The following is a 20,612-nucleotide window of genomic DNA, read 5'->3' on the forward strand; positions in this document are numbered from 1 at the left end:
ATCGACCCGCGCCGATCGACCACCGCTCGCGCCGCTCATCCCCACCACCCACCGCCTCGACGAGGAGCACCCATGCCGCTGACCCACCCGGCCCCGCACGAGACCCGCCTGGAGCGCGGGGTGCTCGACGCGCGGCGGCGGCTCAACCGCGACTACCTCCTCTCGCTCACCGACGAGGGGCTGCTGCAGAACTTCCTGACCGAGGCCGGGATCGGCGACCAGGGCTGGCACCTGCACCCCTCGCAGGACTCGCGCGAGGCCCGCGGCCTCGACCGGCACTGGGGCTGGGAGACGCCGGGCTCGCAGCTGCGCGGGCACTTCCTCGGCCACTGGCTCTCCGCCGCGGCCCGCGAGGTCGCGGTCACCGGCGACCCGCTGCTGCGCGTCCGGATCGACTCCGTGCTCGACGGACTCGAGCGCTGCCAGGAGGAGAACGGCGGCGGCTGGATCTGGGCGATCCCGCGCGGCTACCTCGACCGCCTCGCGACCGGCCGCCCCATCTGGGCGCCGCAGTACGCGATGCACAAGCTGCTGATGGGCCTCGTCGACCTGCACCTCGACCTCGGCGACGAGCGGGCGCTGCGGATGGCGCGGGCCGCCACGGTCCCGCTGCTGGAGTGGGTCCGCGGATTCGACGACGCCGCGTTCCAGGAGATCCTCGAGGTCGAGACCGGCGGCATGCTCGAGGTCTGGGCCGACCTCCTCGCGATCACCGGCGACCCCGTCTACACCGAGCTGCTCGGCCGCTACGACCGCCGCTCCTTCTTCGAGGGCCTGCTCGAGGGCCGCGACGTGCTGACCAACATGCACGCCAACACCACGATCCCCGAGGTGCTCGGTGCCGCCCGCGCCTACGAGGTCACCGGCGACGAGCGCTGGCGGAGGATCGTCGAGGCCTACTGGGAGCAGGCGGTCACCCTCCGCGGCACCTTCTGCACGGGCGGTCAGACCTCCGGCGAGATCTGGACGCCGCCCTACGCGTTCGCCGCTCGCCGCGGCGAGAAGACGCAGGAGCACTGCGTCGTCTACAACATGATCCGGCTGGCCGACGTGCTGCTGCGCTGGACCGGCGACCTCGCCTACGCCGACTACATCGAGCGGAACCTCTGGAACGGCCTCCTCGCCCAGCAGAACCCGCGGACCGGGATGGTCGCCTACTTCCTGCCGCTCGAGGGCGGCGCCCGCAAGGACTGGGGCAGCCCGACCGAGGACTTCTGGTGCTGCCACGGCACGCTGGTGCAGGCGCACACGCGCCACTCCGGGCTCGTCTTCTACCGCGGCGGCGACGCCGAGCTGACGATCGCGCAGCACGTCGACGCGAGCCTGCGCCTGCCGTCCGCCGCCGGCGACGCGGCGGTGCGGGTCGAGGTGCTCGACACCGCCGGCTACGTCGGCCCGGACGCCAACGCGGGTGCCGCGGGCGACGTGCACCGCCCCACCGCCTCGCGGATCCGGGTCGAGATCGTCTCGGAGGAGGGAGTCGCGCTGCACGTGCGGCTGCGGGTGCCGGAGTGGACCGTCGGCGAGCCGGGGGTCGCGGGCGACGCCGAGCGCGTACGGGCGGGCGACGGCGCGCTCCTGATCGAGCACCCCGGCGGCCGCACGAGCGTCGACCTCGCCTTCGGCACCGAGATCCGCGCCGTGCCGATCCCGGACGAGCCGGGCACGGTCGCCTTCGTCGAGGGCCCGATCGTGCTGGCCGGCCTCGTCGACCGCGAGATCGCGCTGCGGGGGCGCCTCGAGGACGCCCCCGCCCTGCTCGCCCCCGACAACGAGCGGCAGTGGACCCAGTGGCTGCGCGGCTACCGCGCCGTCGGCCAGCCCGCCGCCGTCCGCTTCCGGCCTCTGCACGAGGTCGTCGACGAACCCTTCTCGCTCTACTTCCCGGTCTCGGCCGGGAGCTGATGGACAGGATCCCCTCCGTGACCTGCGCTCCGCGCTCATGACCGCCTCCACCGCCTCCCCCGCCGTCCGGGCGATGCCCCGCGGCCGCCTCCTGCTGCCGATCTTCGCGATGCTCGTCGGCTTCGGGCCGCTCACCATCGACCTGGTGCTGCCGTTCCTGCCGACGCTGCAGGACGATCTCGGCGTCTCGGTGGCGACCGCCCAGCTGGTCGTCACCGGCGCCACCTTCGGTTTCGCGGCCGGCCAGCTCGTCTCCGGACCGCTCAGCGACGCGGTCGGCCGCAAGTGGCCGCTCGGCGTCTCGGCGGCGCTGCACATCGCGGCGAGCCTCGTCGCGGCGATGACCTCCGACACTGCCGTGCTGCTCTCGGCCCGCTTCGTCCAGGGCGCCGCCTGCACCGCCGCGGGCGTCGTCGTCACCGCCATCGTCCGCGACCTCTACAGCGGCAAGCGGCTCGTCACGATGCTCGCGAACCTCGCCGTGATCGTCTCGGTCTTCCCGATCCTGGTGCCCTCCGTCGGCGCGCAGCTGACCAAGGTGATCGACTGGCGCGGCTCCTTCCTCGCGGTCGCCGCCTGGGGAGCGCTCGCGACCGTGATCGCGCTCCTGGTGCTGCCCGAGACGCTGCCCCGCGAGCGGCGGCACCAGGGCGGGCTCGGCCCGTCGCTGCGCAACTCCTTCGGGATGCTCCGCCGGCCGCGCGTGCTGGCGCTCGCCGCCGCCTCGGCCGCGGGCTGGTCGGTCGGCTTCGCGTATCTCGCGACCGCTCCCTTCCTCTACACGAACGTCTACGCGGTCGGGCCCGACCTGTACGGGCTGCTGTTCCTGGTCACCTCGCTCGTGACGATCGCGGTCGGGCAGACGACGGGACGGGTGATCGTGCCCCGGTTCGGACCCCGGTTCGCGATGTCCGCCTCGGCGATCGTCACGGCGCTCGGCGCCGTCGTGGTCGCGGTGCTCGCGCTCACCGGCACGCAGCCGCTGCTCGTCGTCGTCGGCGCGCTGACGTTCGCGCTGGCCGGCCGCTCGCTCGGCTTCGCCCCGGTGCAGTACCTCTCGCTGCAGGGCCCGTCGAGCGAGGCGGGCAGCGTCACGGCGATCCTCGGCACGGTCAGCTTCACGGCGGCCGGACTGGTGATGCCGGTGATGGGCGCGTGGGCCGAGATCTCGCTGATCCCGTTCGCGATCCTGCTGCTGCTCGCGGGGCTGGTCGAGGGCGGCGTCGCACTGCTGTTCCGGCCGGGCTCGCGGCGCTTCGATCCGGGGGCGCAGCGGCTCGAGGACGAGCCGGCCGGGGCCGCCCGACCGGCCGGCCCCCGCGCGCACGACGAGAAGAGCTGAGATGACCCTCCGGGAAGGGACCACCGTGGAACTGCGCTCCGGCGACTACACACTCCGCGTCGAGGCGGGCGGCCTCGAGGTGCTCGCGGGCGAGCGCGTCCTCTACGCGAACGACCGGCCGCTGCGCGTCACGGTCAAGACCGTCGCCGCGATCAGCGAGTACTCCGGCGCGCCCTACGACGCCGTCTCGCTGTCGGAGGGGGCGATCACCGCGAGCGGGACGATCACCGTCCGCTCCGGGTCGGCCTTCGCCGTCACCGATGTCTGGCGCGTCGCGGGCGACGGCTTCTCCGTGCACCGCGACGTCGAGGTGCTGACGGCCGGCGGCGACCTCGGCTTCTCCACCGCCGTCTCGCTCGGGCTGACCGGGTCCGACGACCTCCGCGACTACGAGTGCTTCGCCCCCGGCGCCTGGTACCGCGACAACGCCTTCGGGCCCGCCGACGCGATGGGCCGCGACCCCGGCAGCGAGTACTTCTGGCGCACCGAGACGCACTACGCGCTGCCTCTGTTCGCCGCGCAGAGCCTCGCGACCGGCGAGACCGTGGCGCTCTCGCGCTGGGCGGCCGACGCGACGCTGCCGCGCCTGGACGTGGTCCGCTCGGAGAACTTCACCGACCCGGAGTGCACCGTCGGCTCGATCGGCCTGAGCCGCCCGCAGGGCACGACGCTGAACTACCTCTACTACGGCTTCGGCGTGCGGACCCCGCTCGACGTGCCGCCCGCGGGCCTGTCGATCGACTACGTCCACCCGGGCGCCGACGGCGAGCGCACGATCGACAACCCCTACTCCGGCCTCGACTACGACGCCGCCCCGAAGGCCCTGCAGCGGGTGAACCACCCGGTCGAAGTCGGCTTCCGCCAGCGCTACGCCGTCGCGGTCGACCTCGGCCGGTACGACGACTTCGCGACGATGATGCGCGCCACCTGGCGCAGCACCTACGCCCGGATCCGCGACGACCTGTTCGAGGTCGACAACGAGCGGCACTTCCACCACGGCATGGCGATCCTCCAGCGCCTCACCCGCCGCTACGGCGACTCCTGGGGCCTGCCGTTCGCCTGCCAGCTGCCGGACCTCGACGTCTCGAGCGTCTCATTCCAGTTCGGCTTCGTCGGGCAGCAGCCCGGCATCGGATACCAGCTGCTGCGCTACGGCGACCGCGAGGGCGTGCCGGAGGCGTTCGAGCAGGGCGTCGGCATCGTCGACTTCTGGGCGCGGACCGCGCTGCCCGAGTCGGGCCCGCCGCGGATGTGCTTCAACCCCTCGCTCGGCGGCTTCGAGCCGTACCCGCACTACCTGCGGATGCTCGCCGACGGCGTCGAGGCGATCCTCGACGCCTACCTGCACCTGCGGGACCTCGGTGACGAGCGCCCGCTCTGGCTCGAGTTCTGCCGGCGGACCGCCGACTGGCTGCTCGAGGTGCAGGACGCCGACGGCAGCTTCCACCGCGCCTACAACGCCGACGGCTCGGTGCGGATGGACTCGCGCTCGAACACCCCGAGCGTGATCCGCTTCCTCGTGCAGCTGCACCTCGTGACGGGGGAGGGGCGCTACCGCGCGTCCGCCGTGCGCGCCGGCGAGTGGTCGTTCGCGAACATCCACCGCACGCTGGAGTACCGCGGCGGCACCTGCGACAACGCCGACATCCAGGACAAGGAGGCGGGCATCTACGGACTGTTCGGCTTCCTCGCGCTCTACGACCTGACGGAGGAGCCGCGCTGGCTGGAGGGCGCCGTCCGCGCCGCCGACTACACGGAGACCTGGACCTACGCGTGGTCCTTCCCGGTCCGCGCGCCCTGGGCGCATCCCTTCAACCGGTACTCGATCAGCGGACAGAGCATCATCACCCTCGGCGGCGGCGCCGACGTCTACATGGCGGCCTGCTCGTACAGCTACTACCGACTGCACCTGATCACGGCCGACGAGCACTACCTCGATTTCGCCGAGTTCCTGCACCGCAACATCCGCCAGTCGACCGACGTCGACGGCAGCATCGGCTACGCGATGCCCGGCCTCGGCCACGAGAGCGGCGACTTCGCGACCCAGACCCTGCGCAGCCACCACCACTGGCTGCCCTGGTGCACCTTCGTCGAGGTCGACCCGGCCTCGCGCCTGCGCGACACCTTCGGCGTCTACGAGATCGCCGACGCGCAGCGCCTGCCCGCCGCCGAGCGGGCGAACCGCAACCGCGTCTACGACCGGTACGGGCGGCGGGACGCCTGACGGCGGGCGGGGTCCGGCGGCAGCTCTCGCGGCACCTCCGGCACGCGGAACCGCCTCCGGCTCGCCGGATCCGGCTGTTTCCGCGTGCCGAGGCGCGTTCCACGGGCCGGAGTCACGCCGGCGGACCTCCGGCTCGCGGTTCTACGTCCGGCTCGCTGCATTCGGCGGTTTCCGCGTGCCGCAGATTCATTGAGCTCGGCGCCCGCTCGGATGCGCACTTCAAGCCCTCCGGTCGCGCACTGCTGGCAGGCTTCCTGCTCGCGGCGGCTCTGGGCGGCCGCCCGATCACGGACGTCCATGCGTGGACCAGTGGCAGCTTCAAGAGGTCAGAGGAGACGGATGAAGATTGGCGAAGTGGCGCGGCGCGCGGTCGTCGGGGTGAGTCGAGCGCCCGCAAAAAGTTGTAAATCTCATCTCATCATCCGTGCCCTGATCAAACTCCATCGCAATTGCAGGAACCGAGTCGCCCAGCGAGCACGCGTAGCTCACCTCAGGTGAGATCTCCGGAGACTCACCCGCCGACTTTGATCGGCAGTCGCCCCTCGGAGGCGAGCAGGGCGGAAACTGGTTCCGACCGTGAAGCCGAAGGCAGAGTGCACACGCGCTTCCGATCGCTCTCGTTGGAGCTGTGAGACTGAGGTTATGCGGATCCCGATCGTGTATTGGTACTTCCCCCTTCCCGAGCCCCTGGCGTGGCCCCAGAACGATGTGATTCCGCTCCCCGTTCCAGATGGTGGTGTGGCTGTCAGCGCGTCGATCCGAGTGATTAGCGAGCGCTGGCCCAGCGTGCTGGAGTCGAGGATCGGTCGGCTCTTCGAGTCCGTGCGCGCCCTCCAGCCGCCGCCCGCTGGGCAGGGCCATCCGTCGATGTCCATACCCGTAGAACCGATCGATGAAATCACGACCGTAGTGGAGATGCTCGTCGAGCTCGAGGACGGGAGTGATCCGACTTTCGGGGTTGTGTCGGACGCATTCGACATCGGGATCAGGGGCGTTCGAGCGCTGCAGCAAGCGTACGTAGTCGCAACGCAACATCCGATTGACCTTGTGTCCCGCCAGCTCCTGCCATCGATTTTGCCCATGACGACGCGACTCATCACAGCGTCCGACGACGGTTGGCCAGGCGGTCCGGGAATCTTCCTACCGAACGATATCGGCATCGGAGCTCTTGCGGAACCGACGCCGCTAACAGAGCGGCAGAGTGCTGCGTTTCGCTACGCGTATTTGCACCCGGACCTCGCCTACGCCGGCTATACCGACCTGCGACGCGAGGCCGCTGCCGCCATGCGCCTGCGGGGTGATGTCCGATCGTCGGTGATTCACGCGGCGACTGCTGCCGAAGTTCTGATCGACACAACCGTGCTACATCTTCTGTGGGAGGTAGGTCGTACTCCCGAAGAGGCGGCTCCGGTCTTGAACCCCCCGATCGCCGCGAGAGTGAGGTCGCAGTTCCCGCCGCTGCTCGGAGGAGTGTGGGCGTGCAGGGACATCACCACGGCACCCGGCGCGTGGTTGGTGAACACCGCGAATCTGAGGAACAGGGTGGTGCACTCCTACTTCGAGCCGTCCGTCGAGCAGGCGAATGCGGCCTATTCGGCCACGATCGAGCTGGAGCAATACATCTGCGATCTCCTCTGCAAGCCCCGAGGACGTCAACGATTCCCCCGAACCGCACTCGCCCTCGCGGGAAATCCTGGGCTCCTTCGACGAGGAGTGGAGCAGGGCGAGATCGAACTGATGCGCAGTCCCGAGCAGGAGCCCGGCTGGGTAGTGGCATTTGCAGCGTGGCGAGAGGAGGTCATGACTGTTCGGCAAGACCCGTTCAACGCGACAGGCTGAGCCGAGGCTACCTAAGCGAGTTCCACAAGCGAACGGGACCAGACGGCGTGCCGCCTTCATGAGTAGGGGTAGGTTCGGCACGTGAAGCTCTGGTCATCCCTTGACGGGCAACCCGCCGTGCAAATCGAAATCGATGATGCCCCCGAGGCGGTTTTTATCGACGCCGTCGTCTCATCGCACCGCGCCAAGGTCAGGCGACTCCTGTGGTCGGACTCTATGGACATCATCGAGTGGCATCACGCGCTCGAGCTTCACGGGTTCGGGCCCGAGGACGGCTGGTTGCCGCACGGCACCTCTGTCTATGGTGCTGTCACTGTCGGTGATATCCGATCCCTGCTCAGCGGACTGCCAATCGGGGAGGCCGAAAGGCTCGAAGTTGCTCTGAACGGAAATCGTGGAGGCGACGGGTACTTCGGGGTAGTTCTCACGGCGGGCGCTGTCGCAACCCTCTTGCTCGACTGGGCGGGAGCCATCGAGACTCTTCGTCTCGCCGAGCTCTTCCGAGCGCTCGGCCGGTTGAATCACGGCGTTCCGATGGAAGACGTAGAGGCTTTCCGCCGGACGGGGGCGCTCGGTGATGAGTTCCGCTGGTGGCTCCGGCAGGACTCGTATCGACATATGGATTCGATGGTCGGCCTCACCGGGCTGTCCTACGCGGAGGTCCGAAACGCGCTTGAATCCGCAGGCTTCCACTACGTAGAGCCCTCCGGAGTTCACTGGAGACGCGAAGATGAGGACGAAGACTCTAGTGGCTGACGGACGCTGGTCTCTTGCGATTCGATTTGGCGACTGACATGACGTCAGTTATTGGATACTGCTGACAGCATGTGGAGGCCCGACAACAGCCGTCAGCTACCGAGGTCAAGCACCAATTGCCCGCACCGCACACGCGATCAGTGCCATGGCTACGGCATCTTCAGAATGCGCACCAGCACGTGGCGCGAGCCTAGTGATCATGGCGAGGGCAGCACGAACGGGGGCTCGCCTATGCAAGATCGTCCGACAAATACCACTACCAACTACTCAGCCACGGCCCCGTCGCCGACGAAGGCCGAAATCAAGTCGTCCCGCGAATTCGGGCATTTATTCTATTCTGCCAACGGAGCACCGAACAGAAGCGCATCGCGAGAGGCGTCTAATCTTGCCCTCCAAATCGACGCCTTAGCAGGTTCAATGTGAGACGCGTAGGCTAATAGCCCTAAAATGTGATGTGACATACCCAAAACATCGCGGAAGCCGCAATGGATACTATGTGCATTCGCGCCAAATCGCTCAACCCCAGAGACATGAAACTCGATGCGTGTACGCAGGTGACGCTGTAGACGCAGACTTTCTCCATCAACTGTTAAACCGAGAAGATTTAACCCGTTGGCCCGTGTGCTGAACCGGGTCTTTGATTCGTTAATATGAAAGCCGGTTTTGCCAACCATACGCGCAACTTCACGCAGAAAATCGAGGCCCTGACTCCGGCTTAGAACGCGTGCACTGGAAAAGGCCAAATCGTCGGAGTAACGCGTGTATGTTAGTTCAAGCGCGGCCGCGATGCTAGAAAGAGCTGTGTCCAATGGTTTAGCCACCAGATTCGAAATATATCCACTCGTGGACGCGCCCTGTGGCAAATAGCCGATTTTTTCGGATCTTTTATAAGGATACGATGATTTGGTAGGGATTTGATGCACGGTGCGAAGGTATTTTTTTGGAAGCCAAGGCTGACCAACATGGGGTTGGCGCGTGACTATTCTCGAGACCTCGAACGCAACTAGCGGCTCGTATAGTGACGACGCCACGCCAAAAACATGTCTCTCGTCGATTTGATGAAAGAAATCACTGAGATCGACTTTGAGCATCCACTCCGCGTGCAGATGACGAGACGCGCAGTCTTTGATGGAAATACCGTGGCGATAGGAAAAGCAATCACTGTGCACAGTAACTTTTGAGAAGACGTCAGTTAGCAGCCATTTCTGAACTTTCGCCAGCTCCGGGTGTGGAACCGCGATCGATCGCCGCCTCCCACTAGCTCGCTTTCGGATGTTAAACAGGTCATAACCATCAACCTGACGATCAACAACCGCGTGAAGATAATTCCCACTTGTTCCGGAGAGGGCGGCAAGATGGTTGAGCGTCAAAATGGGTTCAACCCCACGCGCTCGCTGTTCCGAAGTTAGCTTTATTGCTCGTTCAACAACCGCACCGTCCAGACCGCTCGGCGCATTCTTTCGATAGAGGTGAGGAGAAAGATTCAACGGTTACCTTCAGTTGTCCGCCCCGGAGGGGCGAGCGGCTCAACGGAGAAGACCGCGACTTTGTTTGAGTCGCTCGGAAGTCTCCGTAAGCGCCAGTTTTCTCCGCGCCCACCCCTCCGGGGCGAGCGTCGTCCGATGGACGCATCGTGCTTTGCAGCCTTCCGGCAGCGCCGCGCGTGGGGCTCGCGACCATGGTCGCGAGCGTTCTCTAACCCGAATCCTTCCCCTCACCTTAGCTGTCGAGGATAGTACATGACCGGCGTCACCCGGCGCGGTGCGCCGTCCTCCTCCTCAAGCTGAGGCTCCAGAGCGGGGAACCACGGTGGTGCTTTCTTAGCGAGCCGCCTTAAGAAGTCCTGCCCCTTGCGTGTCACCGTCAGGTCCATGTTGATCAGCCCCAGGCGTTGTGCAGTGGAGCGAACCTGAGCCAACCTCAGTTGAGTCATATTCGTGACTCGTCTCAGGTCTAGGTTATGACGATACCCACGCCGCGCAGCGACTAGGAAAAGTGCCAGGGGTTGGACGAGCTGAATCTGATCAACAACGCCGATTGCACGCGCCTCTGCGAGATAAAGTGGCTTTGGCTTTTTTTTCGTCACGCCTTTCTCAATGATTCTCGTTCGATTGTCTGGAGGGTAATAATCTCCGAGCCTTCGCTCGTCACCGCTCTCCATCCCAAAACCGCGATCCGCGGGCAACAACGGCGTCCACTTTTTTCGCCCATCACCAGCTTTTCTTTGAAGCAAGATTCTCGGGACCCCATTTCCGATGGTGTGCGCAAAAAAGGTAAGCGACTGCGCTTGCCGGTAGCCATAGGCCTGGTCTAGATCATCTGCATACTTCTGGCATAAGTTTTCGACTGCCTCGAGCTCGTTGTCGGACCAGTCGGCCGAATCAAAGTCATGTCCGGCCGTGTGCCAGAAGACTTCTTTCACGAAAGGCATGAGGTTGATCCACGACCAAGCGCCTTGATTCACCGTATGGACGGCGATATAGATCGAAATGTGACGGCTTGAATTCCAACTCTTGATAGTTGGTGAGTCATAGAAGTGCTGAACAAACTTATAGAGTTCATATCCACTGACAGCCTGATCCGCCACAAATAGAATGTTGTCGATCTTACGCTCACGAAGGTCGTTCAGCGAAAGGTCAAGCTGGAACTGCGTCCTACCTTTTGTTTTAAAGAGGATGTTTTGGACAATTAATTCACTTCCATCACGCTTCCAGTTTTCGGTGGAAACAAAGGTAGAGCCTGTCGCTGAAGGCAATTGTAGAACGGTGTAAGCTGCCGTCCTGCCCTTCAGTTTCTTGCGGGCGGCGACTAAAAGTTCCTTCGTCTCGGCGCGAAATGTCGAACTCGATATGATGTGGATACTGTCCAAAAGTAGCTTCGCCGCTGGCTTATCCCCGCTGTCGAAGTTGGACAACCAAGCTTTGGCACGGGCCGTATCTCGAAGACGCGTGGGCGGCTCAGGCTGGGTCATCAATTTCCTTTCAGGTCTGTTTGGGAGTCAACCATCAGTGTGTCCAGGTTTCCCATCATCGACGATTGTAATCGATGCCTTTTTGTAAGCGATCTTTTTGGCCGGCTTGTCATAACGCCAGTCGAACAATGCGCAGGTCGCGGAAACTGCGCAAAGGCGTCAAGTCGACATGACCTCGCCACGAGTGCGTCCAACGCTTACGACTATTCCCGCCTTGGACCTTCATGCTGCGTCGAGCGCTAGACGCACGTCGCGGTCGCGCAACATTGCGAACGTCGTGCAATAGGGCACTCCGAGCGCCTGACAAGCGTTCGGGAGCGGCCCAGCGCAGGACCTCCGGGCTTATCGGGATGCGGACACTCATAACGCCCCTCCGATCAGCAGCGCGTTTGCCTCATCGTAAACGGAACCTGTGACAAGTCGAATGAGCCGAGTCAGCGGCTGAGGTCTCCGCGATCAGCGCCCTGTCCCTGGCCACGGCCACGGCGAGTCTGCGGAACGGTACTCATTGGCGCCTTCGACGTGACGGCGGCGCTGGGCGGGGTGGCGTGTGCGCGGTCGGCGCTCATGCGCGCCTCGATGACGTGTGGTGGAACTTCCTTGGCTTCCATCGCCTGGATGGTCGACTGACGCCGCTCAGCGCTGTCGTAGGCGACGTCGCCGGCCTCCCGTGCTGTTGAGGCGCGAGGATCGGTCGCCGGGGATGCGGAGTTGGCCGCTGTATCGGTGCTCTGAGCAGAGTCCTGGCGTTCGGCGGGGGCGTCGTTGCGGCAGAGCTGCGCCTGGGCGCGTGCGTCGGCGGCGAGCTCGCGCAGCTCGTCGGGAGTCGCGTCGGCGGCGCCGCCGGCGGCGGCGTCGCGGTCGTAGTCATTGGCGCGCGCTTCCAGCTCGGCTGCCATGTTCGCCGGACCATTGTCGACGTCGGCCACGCCAGCGGTTTCTCGAGCGGCGGCGTCGCTGCGGGCGTCGTTGACGCGGTCGAGTCGATCAGCTTCCGCGATGAGCTGCTGCGCCTCCGTCACCTCGGCGCCGGCACGGGCGCGCTCCGGGGCGACCGTGTCCTTCCACTCCTCGACCAGCGCCGCTCGCGCAGCGGCGACGTCGGCGGGGTCGGGGGTGCTGACCTGGCTGGCGTCGTTCCAGTCGATCGATGTCTGCACCCGGTAGTCCTGGAACCCGGCCGGGTCGGTGTCGCGCTTCCACTCCTCGGCCGCGGACAGCTCTACGGTGGCGACGTCGCCGGCCAGCGCGGCGCAGTAGTCGGTGAGCAGGGCGCGCTCTGCGTTCACGTCCGGCTCCACCCGGTCGCCGACCTGCATGGTGAAGCGGTCGTCGTCGTGGCGGTGGTAGTGCTCGGGCGCAGACGTGCTGGTCCATTCCTTCGCCAGGTCCAACTCCGACTTCCCCCGGCCGGCGGCGTCGCGGAGCACGGCGGTGTCGACGCCGTAGCGGTCGAGTACCTCGCGCTGCACGATGGCAGCGGCCCGTTCTGCGATCGGGTTGTGACCTTTCCACGCCTGCGCGGTCTCCGCGATGTCCTGGACGCTCGCGCGTTCCCACCAGTCGGGCCGGTCCACGACCTGCAAGCTCGCTCGTGCAGCGCCGCGTTCGGCGTCGAACCGGGCCGACAGCTGGCGCGCCTGAGCCAGACCGCTTGAACGGCGTGCCGGAGACCTCGGCCGTCTCGTGAAGATCTCCGGCGGTCCTCCGACCCGGGGTTCCACGTCCGGCTCGCAGGATCCGTCGGTTTCCGCGTGCCGAGGCACATCCCGCGTGCCAGGAGTCTTCCCGGCGGAACTTCCGGCTCGCGGAGTCGGGTCCGGCTCGCCGGATCCGCCCGGTTCAGCGTGCCCAGGCGCGTTCCGCGCCGGAGGTCGCCCCCGCACCCTCAGTCGCGCCACTCCACGTCCACGCGCACCGCCTCCGCACCGAGCTCCAGCCCGCCCGACACCTCGCGCCCGTCGACCCGCAGCACCGCGTCGCGCAGCGTGCGCACCCGTGTCCCGCCCGCCGGTGCCAGCCACTCCGCGCTCGGCACCCGCCGCACCCACAGCGACGCCCGTCCCGGCGACCACTCCAGCCGGTCCACGACCACCCCGCCGCGCGCGCGCAGCCCCGTCACGGCACCCCGCGCCCACGCGGACGGCAGTGCCGGCAGCACCGTCAGCGTCTCGTCATCCGATCCCAGCAGCATCGCCGCCACGAGCCCCGGCAGTCCGCCGCTGGCGTCGAGGTTGAAGATCCTCCCCGCGTCGTGCCGGGTCGTCAGCGTCGGTGACCAGTGCTCGACCGCGAGCCACTCCGCGCAGGTCAGCGCCGCCTCCGCGTCACCCAGCGCCGCCGCCGCGACGCCCACCTGCACCAGCCCGAACGCCATCTCCATCCGCCCGGGAGGAGCGGTCGGCGCCTCGGCCCGCCACGCGATCTTCGCCGCCACCGTCGCCGCCGCGGCGGCCCGCAGCCGCACCGCGGAGGCGCCGGGGCCCTCGAAGGCCGCGTCGCCCGCGTACCAGAGCGGGTACAGCTGCGACGCGTGCCGGTGCGCGATCTCCTCCGCGAACCGCGGGTCGATCCACTCCGCCAGCGTGCCGTCCTCGGCGACCCGGTACTCCGGCAGCTCCGCCACCACCCGCGCCCAGCGCTCGTCGAGCGAGTCGTCGCCGCGGGCCCGGCCGAGCAGCGCCGTCGCCCGCGCGGCGTCCCGCAGCACGGCGACGTCGATCGTCGCATCGACCGCTATCGGCGAGCGCGCACCACCCGGTGTGTTCTCGGGGGAGTAGGAGGGGACGATCCGGCGCACCCCGTCGACCACGGTCGTCCCGGTCTCGGCGAAGCGCAGCACGCCCTCGGCCAGCTCCCACAGCCGGTCGTCGACGATGCCGCGGTCTCCCGTGGCCGCGACGGCGTCGGCGGCGAGGCGCAGCACCCAGCCGCCGCAGCCCGTCCAGAAGAGGTGCGGGTAGCTCGCCGCGAAGTGGTCGGCGCGGCCGTGGGTCGACATCCGCGACGGCAGGAGCATCCCCTCGGACCCGTAGACGAGGCGCGCGTTGTCGCGGTAGTCGTCGAGGTGCGGCAGCACCAGCTCCAGGATCGACAGCGCCAGCTCGGGCGTGCCGGTCGGGATCATCCCCGCCATCGCTCCGTTCTGGACGTTGCCGTTCAGCGTGTAGTCGGCCGACCACGCCGGCCGCCAGGTGCCCTGCCAGACGCCCTGCAGCGTCGGCGGCAGCTCGCCGGTCGACGCGACGATGTTGGCCCGGCCGCTCAGCCAGGCCAGCTCGACCACGCGGCGACGGGCGCCCGCGTCGCCGGAGCGGGCGGCGTCCCACAGGTCCTCGGTCAGCTCGGCGTCGGAGGCGCCGTCGAGATCCAGCACGGAGGCGCCGACCAGCCGGCCGTGCCCCTCGCGCTGGGCGTCGCGCAGCTCCTCCCAGGAGAGGTCGGCGGAGGCGTCGGGAGCCGCGCCGATCGCGACGTCCAGCCGGAGCACGCGGGCGACCCCCGCGGAGATCTCCACGTCCGAGACGGCGGCGCCCCCGGCCACGCGCCACGTCGCTCCGCTCGTCGCCCGCGTCACGGCGCGGATCGCGGTCGGGCCCTCGCCCGCCTCGGCCGTGAGCACCGCGGAGGCGCCGCCCTCGACGTGCGACGAGACCACGGCCGAGGCGTCGGGCACGCCGGTGTCGAAGGAGGTCGCCTCGCCGGCCCCGAGCGCGAGCTCGACGGTGACGACGGTGTCCGCGGAGGACTCCAGAGCCAGCCGGACGCCCTCGCCGCCGTGCGGGGCGAGCAGGCGCACGGCGTGGCGGCCGCCGTCCTCGTCGGTCCATTCCACCGCGGCCTCGCCGCCGAGCGGATCGATCAGGCGGACCGCGGAGGCGACACCGCCGGGGGTGCGCAGCGTGACGGTCGCGCAGAGGCCGAGCGGGTCGGTCCAGATCAGGCAGCCGTCGTAGCCGCTGTCGCGGGCGGCGCGGGCGAGCAGGGCGGTGGCGGTGTCGGAGTCGCCGGCCAGCAGGGCGCCGCGCAGCTCGTCGCGGACGCCGGCGAGGTCGGGCGCGTCCGGGCGCGGATTGACGGGGAGGAACCAGCGCTCGTGGGCGAGCGGGACGGTCAGGGAGTCGGCCGGGCCGTGCACCACGGCGCCGACGCGGCCGCTGCCGACGATCAGGCCCTCCTCCCAGGTCGGGGCCGCAGTGGCGGTGACGAGGGTGGGCGTGCGCGACAGTGCGCCGGCGATCGGGGCGATGATCGGTTCCTTTCGGGCTCGCGGGAGTGCCTGATATGTTGCGTGAACCCTCAAATTACCTCTCCCGGTGCGACGGCGCGCGGGAGTCGAGAGTTAGGAATCCGCGATGACGCGACCGATCACCCTCTTCACCGGCCAGTGGGCGGACCTCCCCTTCGAGGAGGTGGCGCGCCTCGCGGGGGAGTGGGGCTACGACGGCCTCGAGATCGCCTGCTGGGGCGACCACATCGACGTGGCGCGCTGGGACGACGCGGAGTACGTGCAGAGCCGGAAGGACATCCTCGAGCGCAACGGCCTCCAGGTCTTCGCGATCTCGAACCACCTCACCGGCCAGGCGGTCTGCGACGACCCGATCGACGAGCGCCACCGCGACATCCTCAGCGACCGCGTCTGGGGCGACGGCGACCCCGAGGGCGTCCGGCAGCGCGCCGCCCAGGACCTCAAGGACACCGCCCGCTTCGCCGCCGCGCTCGGCGTGACGCAGGTCAACGGCTTCTCCGGCTCGTCGATCTGGAAGGGCGTGGCCATGTTCCCGCCCGCCTCCGACGAGTGGATCGCCGCCGGCTACCAGGACTTCGCCGACCGCTGGAACCCGATCCTCGACGTCTTCGAGGAGGTCGGCGTCCGCTACGCGCTCGAGGTGCACCCGAGCGAGATCGCCTACGACTACTGGACCGCCAAGCGCACCCTCGAGGCGATCGGCCACCGCGCCTCGTTCGGCTTCAACTTCGACCCGTCGCACTTCGTCTGGCAGCAGCTCGACAGCGTCGCGTTCGTGCTCGACTTCGCCGACCACATCTTCCACGTGCACGTGAAGGAGTCGGTCACCAACCTCGACGGCCGCAACGGCGTCCTCGGCTCGCACCTGCCGTGGGCGAACCCGCGCCGAGGGTGGACCTTCGTCTCGACCGGGCACGGCGCCGTCCCGTGGAAGCCGGTGTTCCGCGCGCTCAACGCGATCGGCTACACCGGCCCGACCAGCGTCGAGTGGGAGGACGCCGGCATGGACCGCCTCGACGGCGCCCCCGAGGCCCTGGCCTTCGTGCGGAAGCTCAACGCGATCACGCCGCCGGCCGACGCCTTCGACGCGGCGTTCTCGACCTCGCGCGACTGACCGCCCGCCGCACGCCTGCATCCCGGAGGCCGGAAGGACCGACTGCCCGCGAGGGCCGTCCGGGCCTCCCTGCCTCCGTCGTGCTGCGAGCGCGTCCGCAACCGGGGCCGGGACGCTGCAGCGGGCGCCGAACGGGCCGGAGAGGGCGATCCGCCCTCGATCGCGGACGCGATCCAGGCCGGTCTCGGCGGCGGGCCCCCGCCCCGACCCGGCGGCTCGCCGGGAACGACGGACGGCCGGCCCCCCGCAGGGAGCCGGCCGTCCGGCCTCGCAGGATCTACAGGCCCTGGGAGAGGCGGTAGTACGCCGCGTTCGAGCGGATGTCGGACTCGAAGCCGCGGAGGGTGGTCGACTCGTCGATCACCAGGAGCTCGACGCCGGCGATGCGGGCGAAGTCCTCCCACGCCTCCAGGCCGATCTGCGTCGTCATGACCGTGTGGTGCGCGGCACCGGCGGTGATCCAGGCGGCGGCGCTGGTGCCGAAGTCCGGGGCGGGCTGCCAGACGGCTCGGCCGACGGGCAGGTGCGGGAGCGTCTGGGGCGGCTCGACGTTCTGGACCTTGTTCGCGACCAGGCGGAAGCGCTCGCGGACGTCGCTCAGGGCGACCACCACGGCGGGTCCGGCGTCGGCGGTGAAGACCAGGCGCACCGGGTCCTCGCGGCCGCCGATGCCCAGCGGGTGGATCTCGAGCGAGGCGCGCTTCGACGACAGGGACGGCGACACCTCGAGCATGTGCGCGCCGAGGATGAGCTCCTCGCCGGGCGTCATGTCGTAGGTGTAGTCCTCCATCAGGCTGGTGCCGCCGGGGAGGCCGGCGCCCATGACGGCGGCGATTCGGATGAGGACGGCCGTCTTCCAGTCGCCCTCGCCGCCGAAGCCGTAGCCGTCCGCCATGAGGCGCTGCACGGCGAGTCCGGGGAGCTGGCGGAGCCCGCCGAGGTCCTCGAAGCTGTCGGTGAACGCCTCGAAGCCGCCCTCCTCCAGGAACGAGCGCAGGCCGATCTCGACCGCGGCGCCGTAGCGGAGCGACTCGTGGCGCTCGCCGCCGGGGAGCAGCTCGGGGACCACGTCGTAGCTCTCGACGTACTCCGCGACGAGGGCGTCGATCTGCTCGGAGGTGGCGGCGTCGACGCGCTCGACGAGCTCGTTCACGCCCCAGGTGTTGACGCTGACGCCGAGGCGGATCTCGGCCTCGGTCTTGTCGCCCTCGGTGACGGCGACGTTGCGCATGTTGTCGCCGAAGCGGGCGACCTTCATGCTCTGCGAGGCGGACCAGCCTGCGGCCGCGCGCGACCAGGTGCCGATGGCCTCGGTGACGCGAGCGTCGCTCGCGTGGCCGACGACGGTCTTCCGGGGCACGCTCATCCGGCTGAGGATGTAGCCGTGCTCGCGGTCGCCGTGCGCGGCCTGGTTGAGGTTCATGAAGTCGAAGTCGATGTCCTGCCACGGCAGGGCGACGTTCGCCTGGGTGTGGAAGTGCAGCAGCGGCTTGGCGAGCGCGTCGAAGCCGTGGATCCACATCTTCGAGGGGCTGAAGGTGTGCATCCAGGTGATGACGCCCACCACGGAGTCGTCGGAGTTCGCCTCGATCATGGTGCGGCGGATGGCGTCGGAGCTCTTCAGCACCGGCTTCCACTCGACGGTCACGGGGATCGCGCTCGCCTCGTTGAGCTGCGCGACGACGGCCTGCGACTGCTCGGCGACCTGGCGGAGGGTGTCCTCGCCGTAGAGGTCCTGGCTGCCGGTCAGGAACCAGACGGTGCGGGTGGCGAGGTCGGGGATGATGCTCTGGTACACGCTCATGCGATGGCTCCGGTGGGGTTCTGTCCGTAGACGTTCTGGTAGCGGTCGAACAGGGCGTCGATCGACTCCTGCGGGATGGGGACGAGCTCGCCGCCCTGGCGCGCGAGGTGCACGGTGCGGGCGACGTCCTCGGCCATGACGGCCGCCTTGACGGCGTCCTTCGCGTCCTTGCCGATGGTGAAGACGCCGTGGTTCTGCATCAGGACCGCGCGCGAGCGGTGGCCGCTGAGGGTCGCGACGATGCCGCGGCCGATGGAGTCGTCGCCGATGATCGCGAACGGGCCGATGGGGATCTCCCCGCCGAACTCGTCGGCCATCGCGGTGATGACGCAGGGGATCGACTCGGCGCGGGCCGCCCACGCGGTCGCGTAGGTGGAGTGCGTGTGCACGACTCCGCCGACCTCGGGCATCTCGCGGTACACGTAGGCGTGGGCCGCGGTGTCGCTGGAGGGGCTGCGGTCGCTGCCGGGGGTGCCGGGGACGACGTTCCCGTCGAGGTCGCAGAGGATCATGTTCTCGGGCGCGAGGTCGTCGTAGGAGACGCCGCTGGGCTTGATCACGAAGAGGTCGGCGCCGGGCACGCGGCCCGAGATGTTGCCGCCGGTCCAGATGACGAGGCCGTAGCGGACGAGCTCGGAGTGCAGCCGCGCGACGTCCTCGCGGACGCGGGCGATCGCCTCCTCGACGGCGGGGGTCTGGGTGGTCATGCGGTGGCTCCCTGGTTCTGCGGGTCGGTGAGGGTCTCGACGGCGGTCTGCTCGACGGCGAGGCCGGCGCGGTAGCGCTCGAGGTAGGCGGAGAAGCCGGCGACGTCGTCCGCGTCGGGGGCGACGGTCTCGAAGCCGGAGTCGCCGAAGACCTGATCGGTGAGGTACGCGTCGAGCGCGACTCCGCTCTGCAGGCGGTAGGCGGCGAGCACCGCCATGCCCCACGGGCCGCCCTCGGAGGCGGTCGCGGCGACCGAGACGGGGGCGTCGAGCGCGCCGGCGAGGAAGCGCTGGGCGACCCCGGCGGTGCGGAACATGCCTCCGTGCGCGAACATCTCGTCGATCCGCACGCCCTCGCCTGCGAGGACGCGCATGCCCAGCGCCAGGGTGCCGAACACGCCGTAGAGCTGCGCGCGCATGAAGTTGGCGAGCGTGAGGCGCGAGTCGGGGGTGCGCACGACGAGCGGGCGGCCCTCGACCAGGCCGGCGATCGGCTCGCCCGCGAGGTGGTTGTAGGCGAGCAGTCCGCCCGCGTCCGCCTCGCCCTCGAGCGCCTCGGCGAAGAGGGTGCCGTAGACGGCGTCGCTGTCGGAGGGTCCGCCGGACGCGGCGGCGAACCGCGAGAACAGGCCGACCCAGCCGGCGAGCTCGCTGGCTCCGTTGTTGCAGTGGACCATCGCGACGAGGTCGCCGGCGGGGGTCGCGACGAGGTCGAGCTCGTGGTGCACGCTCTCCAGTGGGCCCTCGAGGACGACCATGGCGAAGATGCTGGTGCCGGCGCTGACGTTGCCGGTGCGCGGGGCGACGGAGTTGGTCGCCACCATGCCGGTGCCGGCGTCGCCCTCGGGCGGGCAGGCGGGGGCGCCGGGTCGGAGGGAGCCGGTGGGGTCGAGCAGGAGCGCGCCCTCGGCGGTGAGCGAGCCGGCGTCGGCGCCCGCGGGGAGCACGGCGGGCAGCAGCTCGCGCAGCGGCTTCACGGCGCCGGCCGCGCGCTCGTCGTAGAGGTCGACGACGCGCTGGTCGTAGTCGCGGGTCGCCGGGTCGGTCGGGACCATCCCGGAGGCGTCGCCGACTCCGAGGACCTTCTCGCCGGTGAGGCGCCAGTGCACGTAGCCGGCGAGGGTGGTGAGGAAGTCGATCCGCTCGACGTGCGGCTCGGAGTCGAGGACCGCCTGGTGCAGGTGCGCGAGCGACCAGCGCAGCGGGATGTTGGCGCCGAACAGCTCGGTGAGCTCGGCCGACGCGGGGCCGGTGCTGGTGTTGCGCCAGGTGCGGAAGGGGACGAGCAGCCCGCCGTCCGCATCGAAGGGGAGGTAGCCGTGCATCATCGCCGAGACGCCGAGCGCCCCGACGGAGGAGAGCTGCACGCCGTGGCGCGACGAGGCGTCGGCGACGAGGTCCGCGTAGGCGGCCTGGAGGCCCGCGTGGACGGCGTCGAGGGAGTAGGTCCAGCGGCGGTCGACGAACTGGTTCTCCCACTCGTGGCTGCCGACGGCGAGGACCACGGACGGGTCGGCCGCGTCGACCAGGCACGCCTTGATCCGGGTGGAGCCGAGCTCGATGCCGAGGGCGGTGGCGCCGCTCGTGATCACGTCGGCGGGGGTGGGCCTGCGCTGGTCCATCATGCTCCTCGCTCGGGCGATGTGACCGTTCACAAAGCCCCGGGTCAGCGTAGGCGAAACGGCTCGGGGTCGGCAAGCG

Annotated in this window: 13 protein-coding genes; 6 read left to right on the top strand and 7 right to left on the bottom strand. The window is 68.9% G+C overall.

The annotated features are described in order from the left end of the window. Positions 1–72: 72 nt before the first annotated feature. The 5 genes from C5B98_RS01960 (at position 73) to C5B98_RS01980 (ending at position 8,066) form a co-directional block, all read left to right on the top strand. Positions 73–1,905, top strand: a complete 1,833-nt coding sequence (locus C5B98_RS01960; RefSeq protein ID WP_181065434.1) for a beta-L-arabinofuranosidase domain-containing protein — start codon at positions 73–75, stop codon at positions 1,903–1,905. A gap of 37 nt (positions 1,906–1,942) precedes the next feature. Then, on the top strand, positions 1,943–3,247 hold the full coding sequence (locus C5B98_RS01965; protein WP_104262304.1) for a multidrug effflux MFS transporter: 1,305 nt from the start codon (positions 1,943–1,945) through the stop codon (positions 3,245–3,247). Position 3,248: 1 nt separating this feature from the next. Continuing rightward, positions 3,249–5,471 carry a hypothetical protein gene (locus C5B98_RS01970; protein ID WP_219814129.1) on the top strand — a complete coding sequence of 741 codons (2,223 nt, stop codon included), beginning with the start codon at positions 3,249–3,251 and terminating at the stop codon, positions 5,469–5,471. A 642-nt stretch (positions 5,472–6,113) separates the two neighbouring features. After that, on the top strand, positions 6,114–7,310 hold the full coding sequence (locus tag C5B98_RS01975; RefSeq protein WP_104262305.1) for a hypothetical protein: 1,197 nt from the start codon (positions 6,114–6,116) through the stop codon (positions 7,308–7,310). 81 nt (positions 7,311–7,391) lie between these two features. Further along, positions 7,392–8,066: a hypothetical protein gene (locus tag C5B98_RS01980; protein ID WP_104262306.1), complete on the top strand. Its 675-nt coding sequence runs from the start codon at positions 7,392–7,394 to the stop codon at positions 8,064–8,066. Positions 8,067–8,398: 332 nt separating this feature from the next. On the opposite strand, the gene C5B98_RS01985 is transcribed toward C5B98_RS01980, so the two are convergent. From C5B98_RS01985 to C5B98_RS02000, 4 genes are all read right to left on the bottom strand, one after another. Further along, the gene (locus tag C5B98_RS01985) at positions 8,399–9,553 is read right to left on the bottom strand and encodes a reverse transcriptase family protein (RefSeq protein WP_104327218.1); all 1,155 of its coding nucleotides are present in this window, start codon (positions 9,551–9,553) and stop codon (positions 8,399–8,401) included. 227 nt (positions 9,554–9,780) lie between these two features. Continuing rightward, positions 9,781–11,037, bottom strand: coding sequence for a hypothetical protein (locus C5B98_RS16570; RefSeq protein ID WP_146076869.1), 1,257 nt, complete (start codon positions 11,035–11,037; stop codon positions 9,781–9,783). Positions 11,038–11,471: 434 nt separating this feature from the next. Continuing rightward, positions 11,472–12,614: a hypothetical protein gene (locus C5B98_RS01995; protein ID WP_146076870.1), complete on the bottom strand. Its 1,143-nt coding sequence runs from the start codon at positions 12,612–12,614 to the stop codon at positions 11,472–11,474. Positions 12,615–12,925: 311 nt separating this feature from the next. Then, positions 12,926–15,340, bottom strand: a complete 2,415-nt coding sequence (locus tag C5B98_RS02000) for a glycoside hydrolase family 95-like protein (RefSeq protein WP_146076871.1) — start codon at positions 15,338–15,340, stop codon at positions 12,926–12,928. Positions 15,341–15,392: 52 nt separating this feature from the next. Between C5B98_RS02000 and C5B98_RS02005 the strand changes: the two genes are divergently transcribed. After that, positions 15,393–16,400 carry a sugar phosphate isomerase/epimerase gene (locus C5B98_RS02005; protein WP_104327220.1) on the top strand — a complete coding sequence of 336 codons (1,008 nt, stop codon included), beginning with the start codon at positions 15,393–15,395 and terminating at the stop codon, positions 16,398–16,400. 277 nt (positions 16,401–16,677) lie between these two features. On the opposite strand, the gene araA is transcribed toward C5B98_RS02005, so the two are convergent. From araA to C5B98_RS02020, 3 genes are read right to left on the bottom strand one after another with little or no spacing between them, the layout of a single operon-like run. Continuing rightward, a complete protein-coding gene (gene araA, locus C5B98_RS02010; protein WP_104233641.1) occupies positions 16,678–18,204 on the bottom strand; it encodes an L-arabinose isomerase in 1,527 nt (508 codons plus the stop codon). Further along, positions 18,201–18,911 carry an L-ribulose-5-phosphate 4-epimerase gene (locus tag C5B98_RS02015; RefSeq protein ID WP_104224687.1) on the bottom strand — a complete coding sequence of 237 codons (711 nt, stop codon included), beginning with the start codon at positions 18,909–18,911 and terminating at the stop codon, positions 18,201–18,203. The genes araA and C5B98_RS02015 overlap by 4 nt, the downstream gene beginning before the upstream one ends. Then, positions 18,908–20,533, bottom strand: a complete 1,626-nt coding sequence (locus C5B98_RS02020) for a xylulokinase (protein WP_104248018.1) — start codon at positions 20,531–20,533, stop codon at positions 18,908–18,910. Before C5B98_RS02020 ends, C5B98_RS02015 begins: the two co-directional genes overlap by 4 nt. Between the last annotated feature and the right edge of the window lie 79 nt (positions 20,534–20,612).

Origin of the sequence: Rathayibacter sp. AY1A5 (assembly GCF_002930875.1) — a bacterium.
Taxonomy (GTDB): Bacteria; Actinomycetota; Actinomycetes; order Actinomycetales; family Microbacteriaceae; genus Rathayibacter.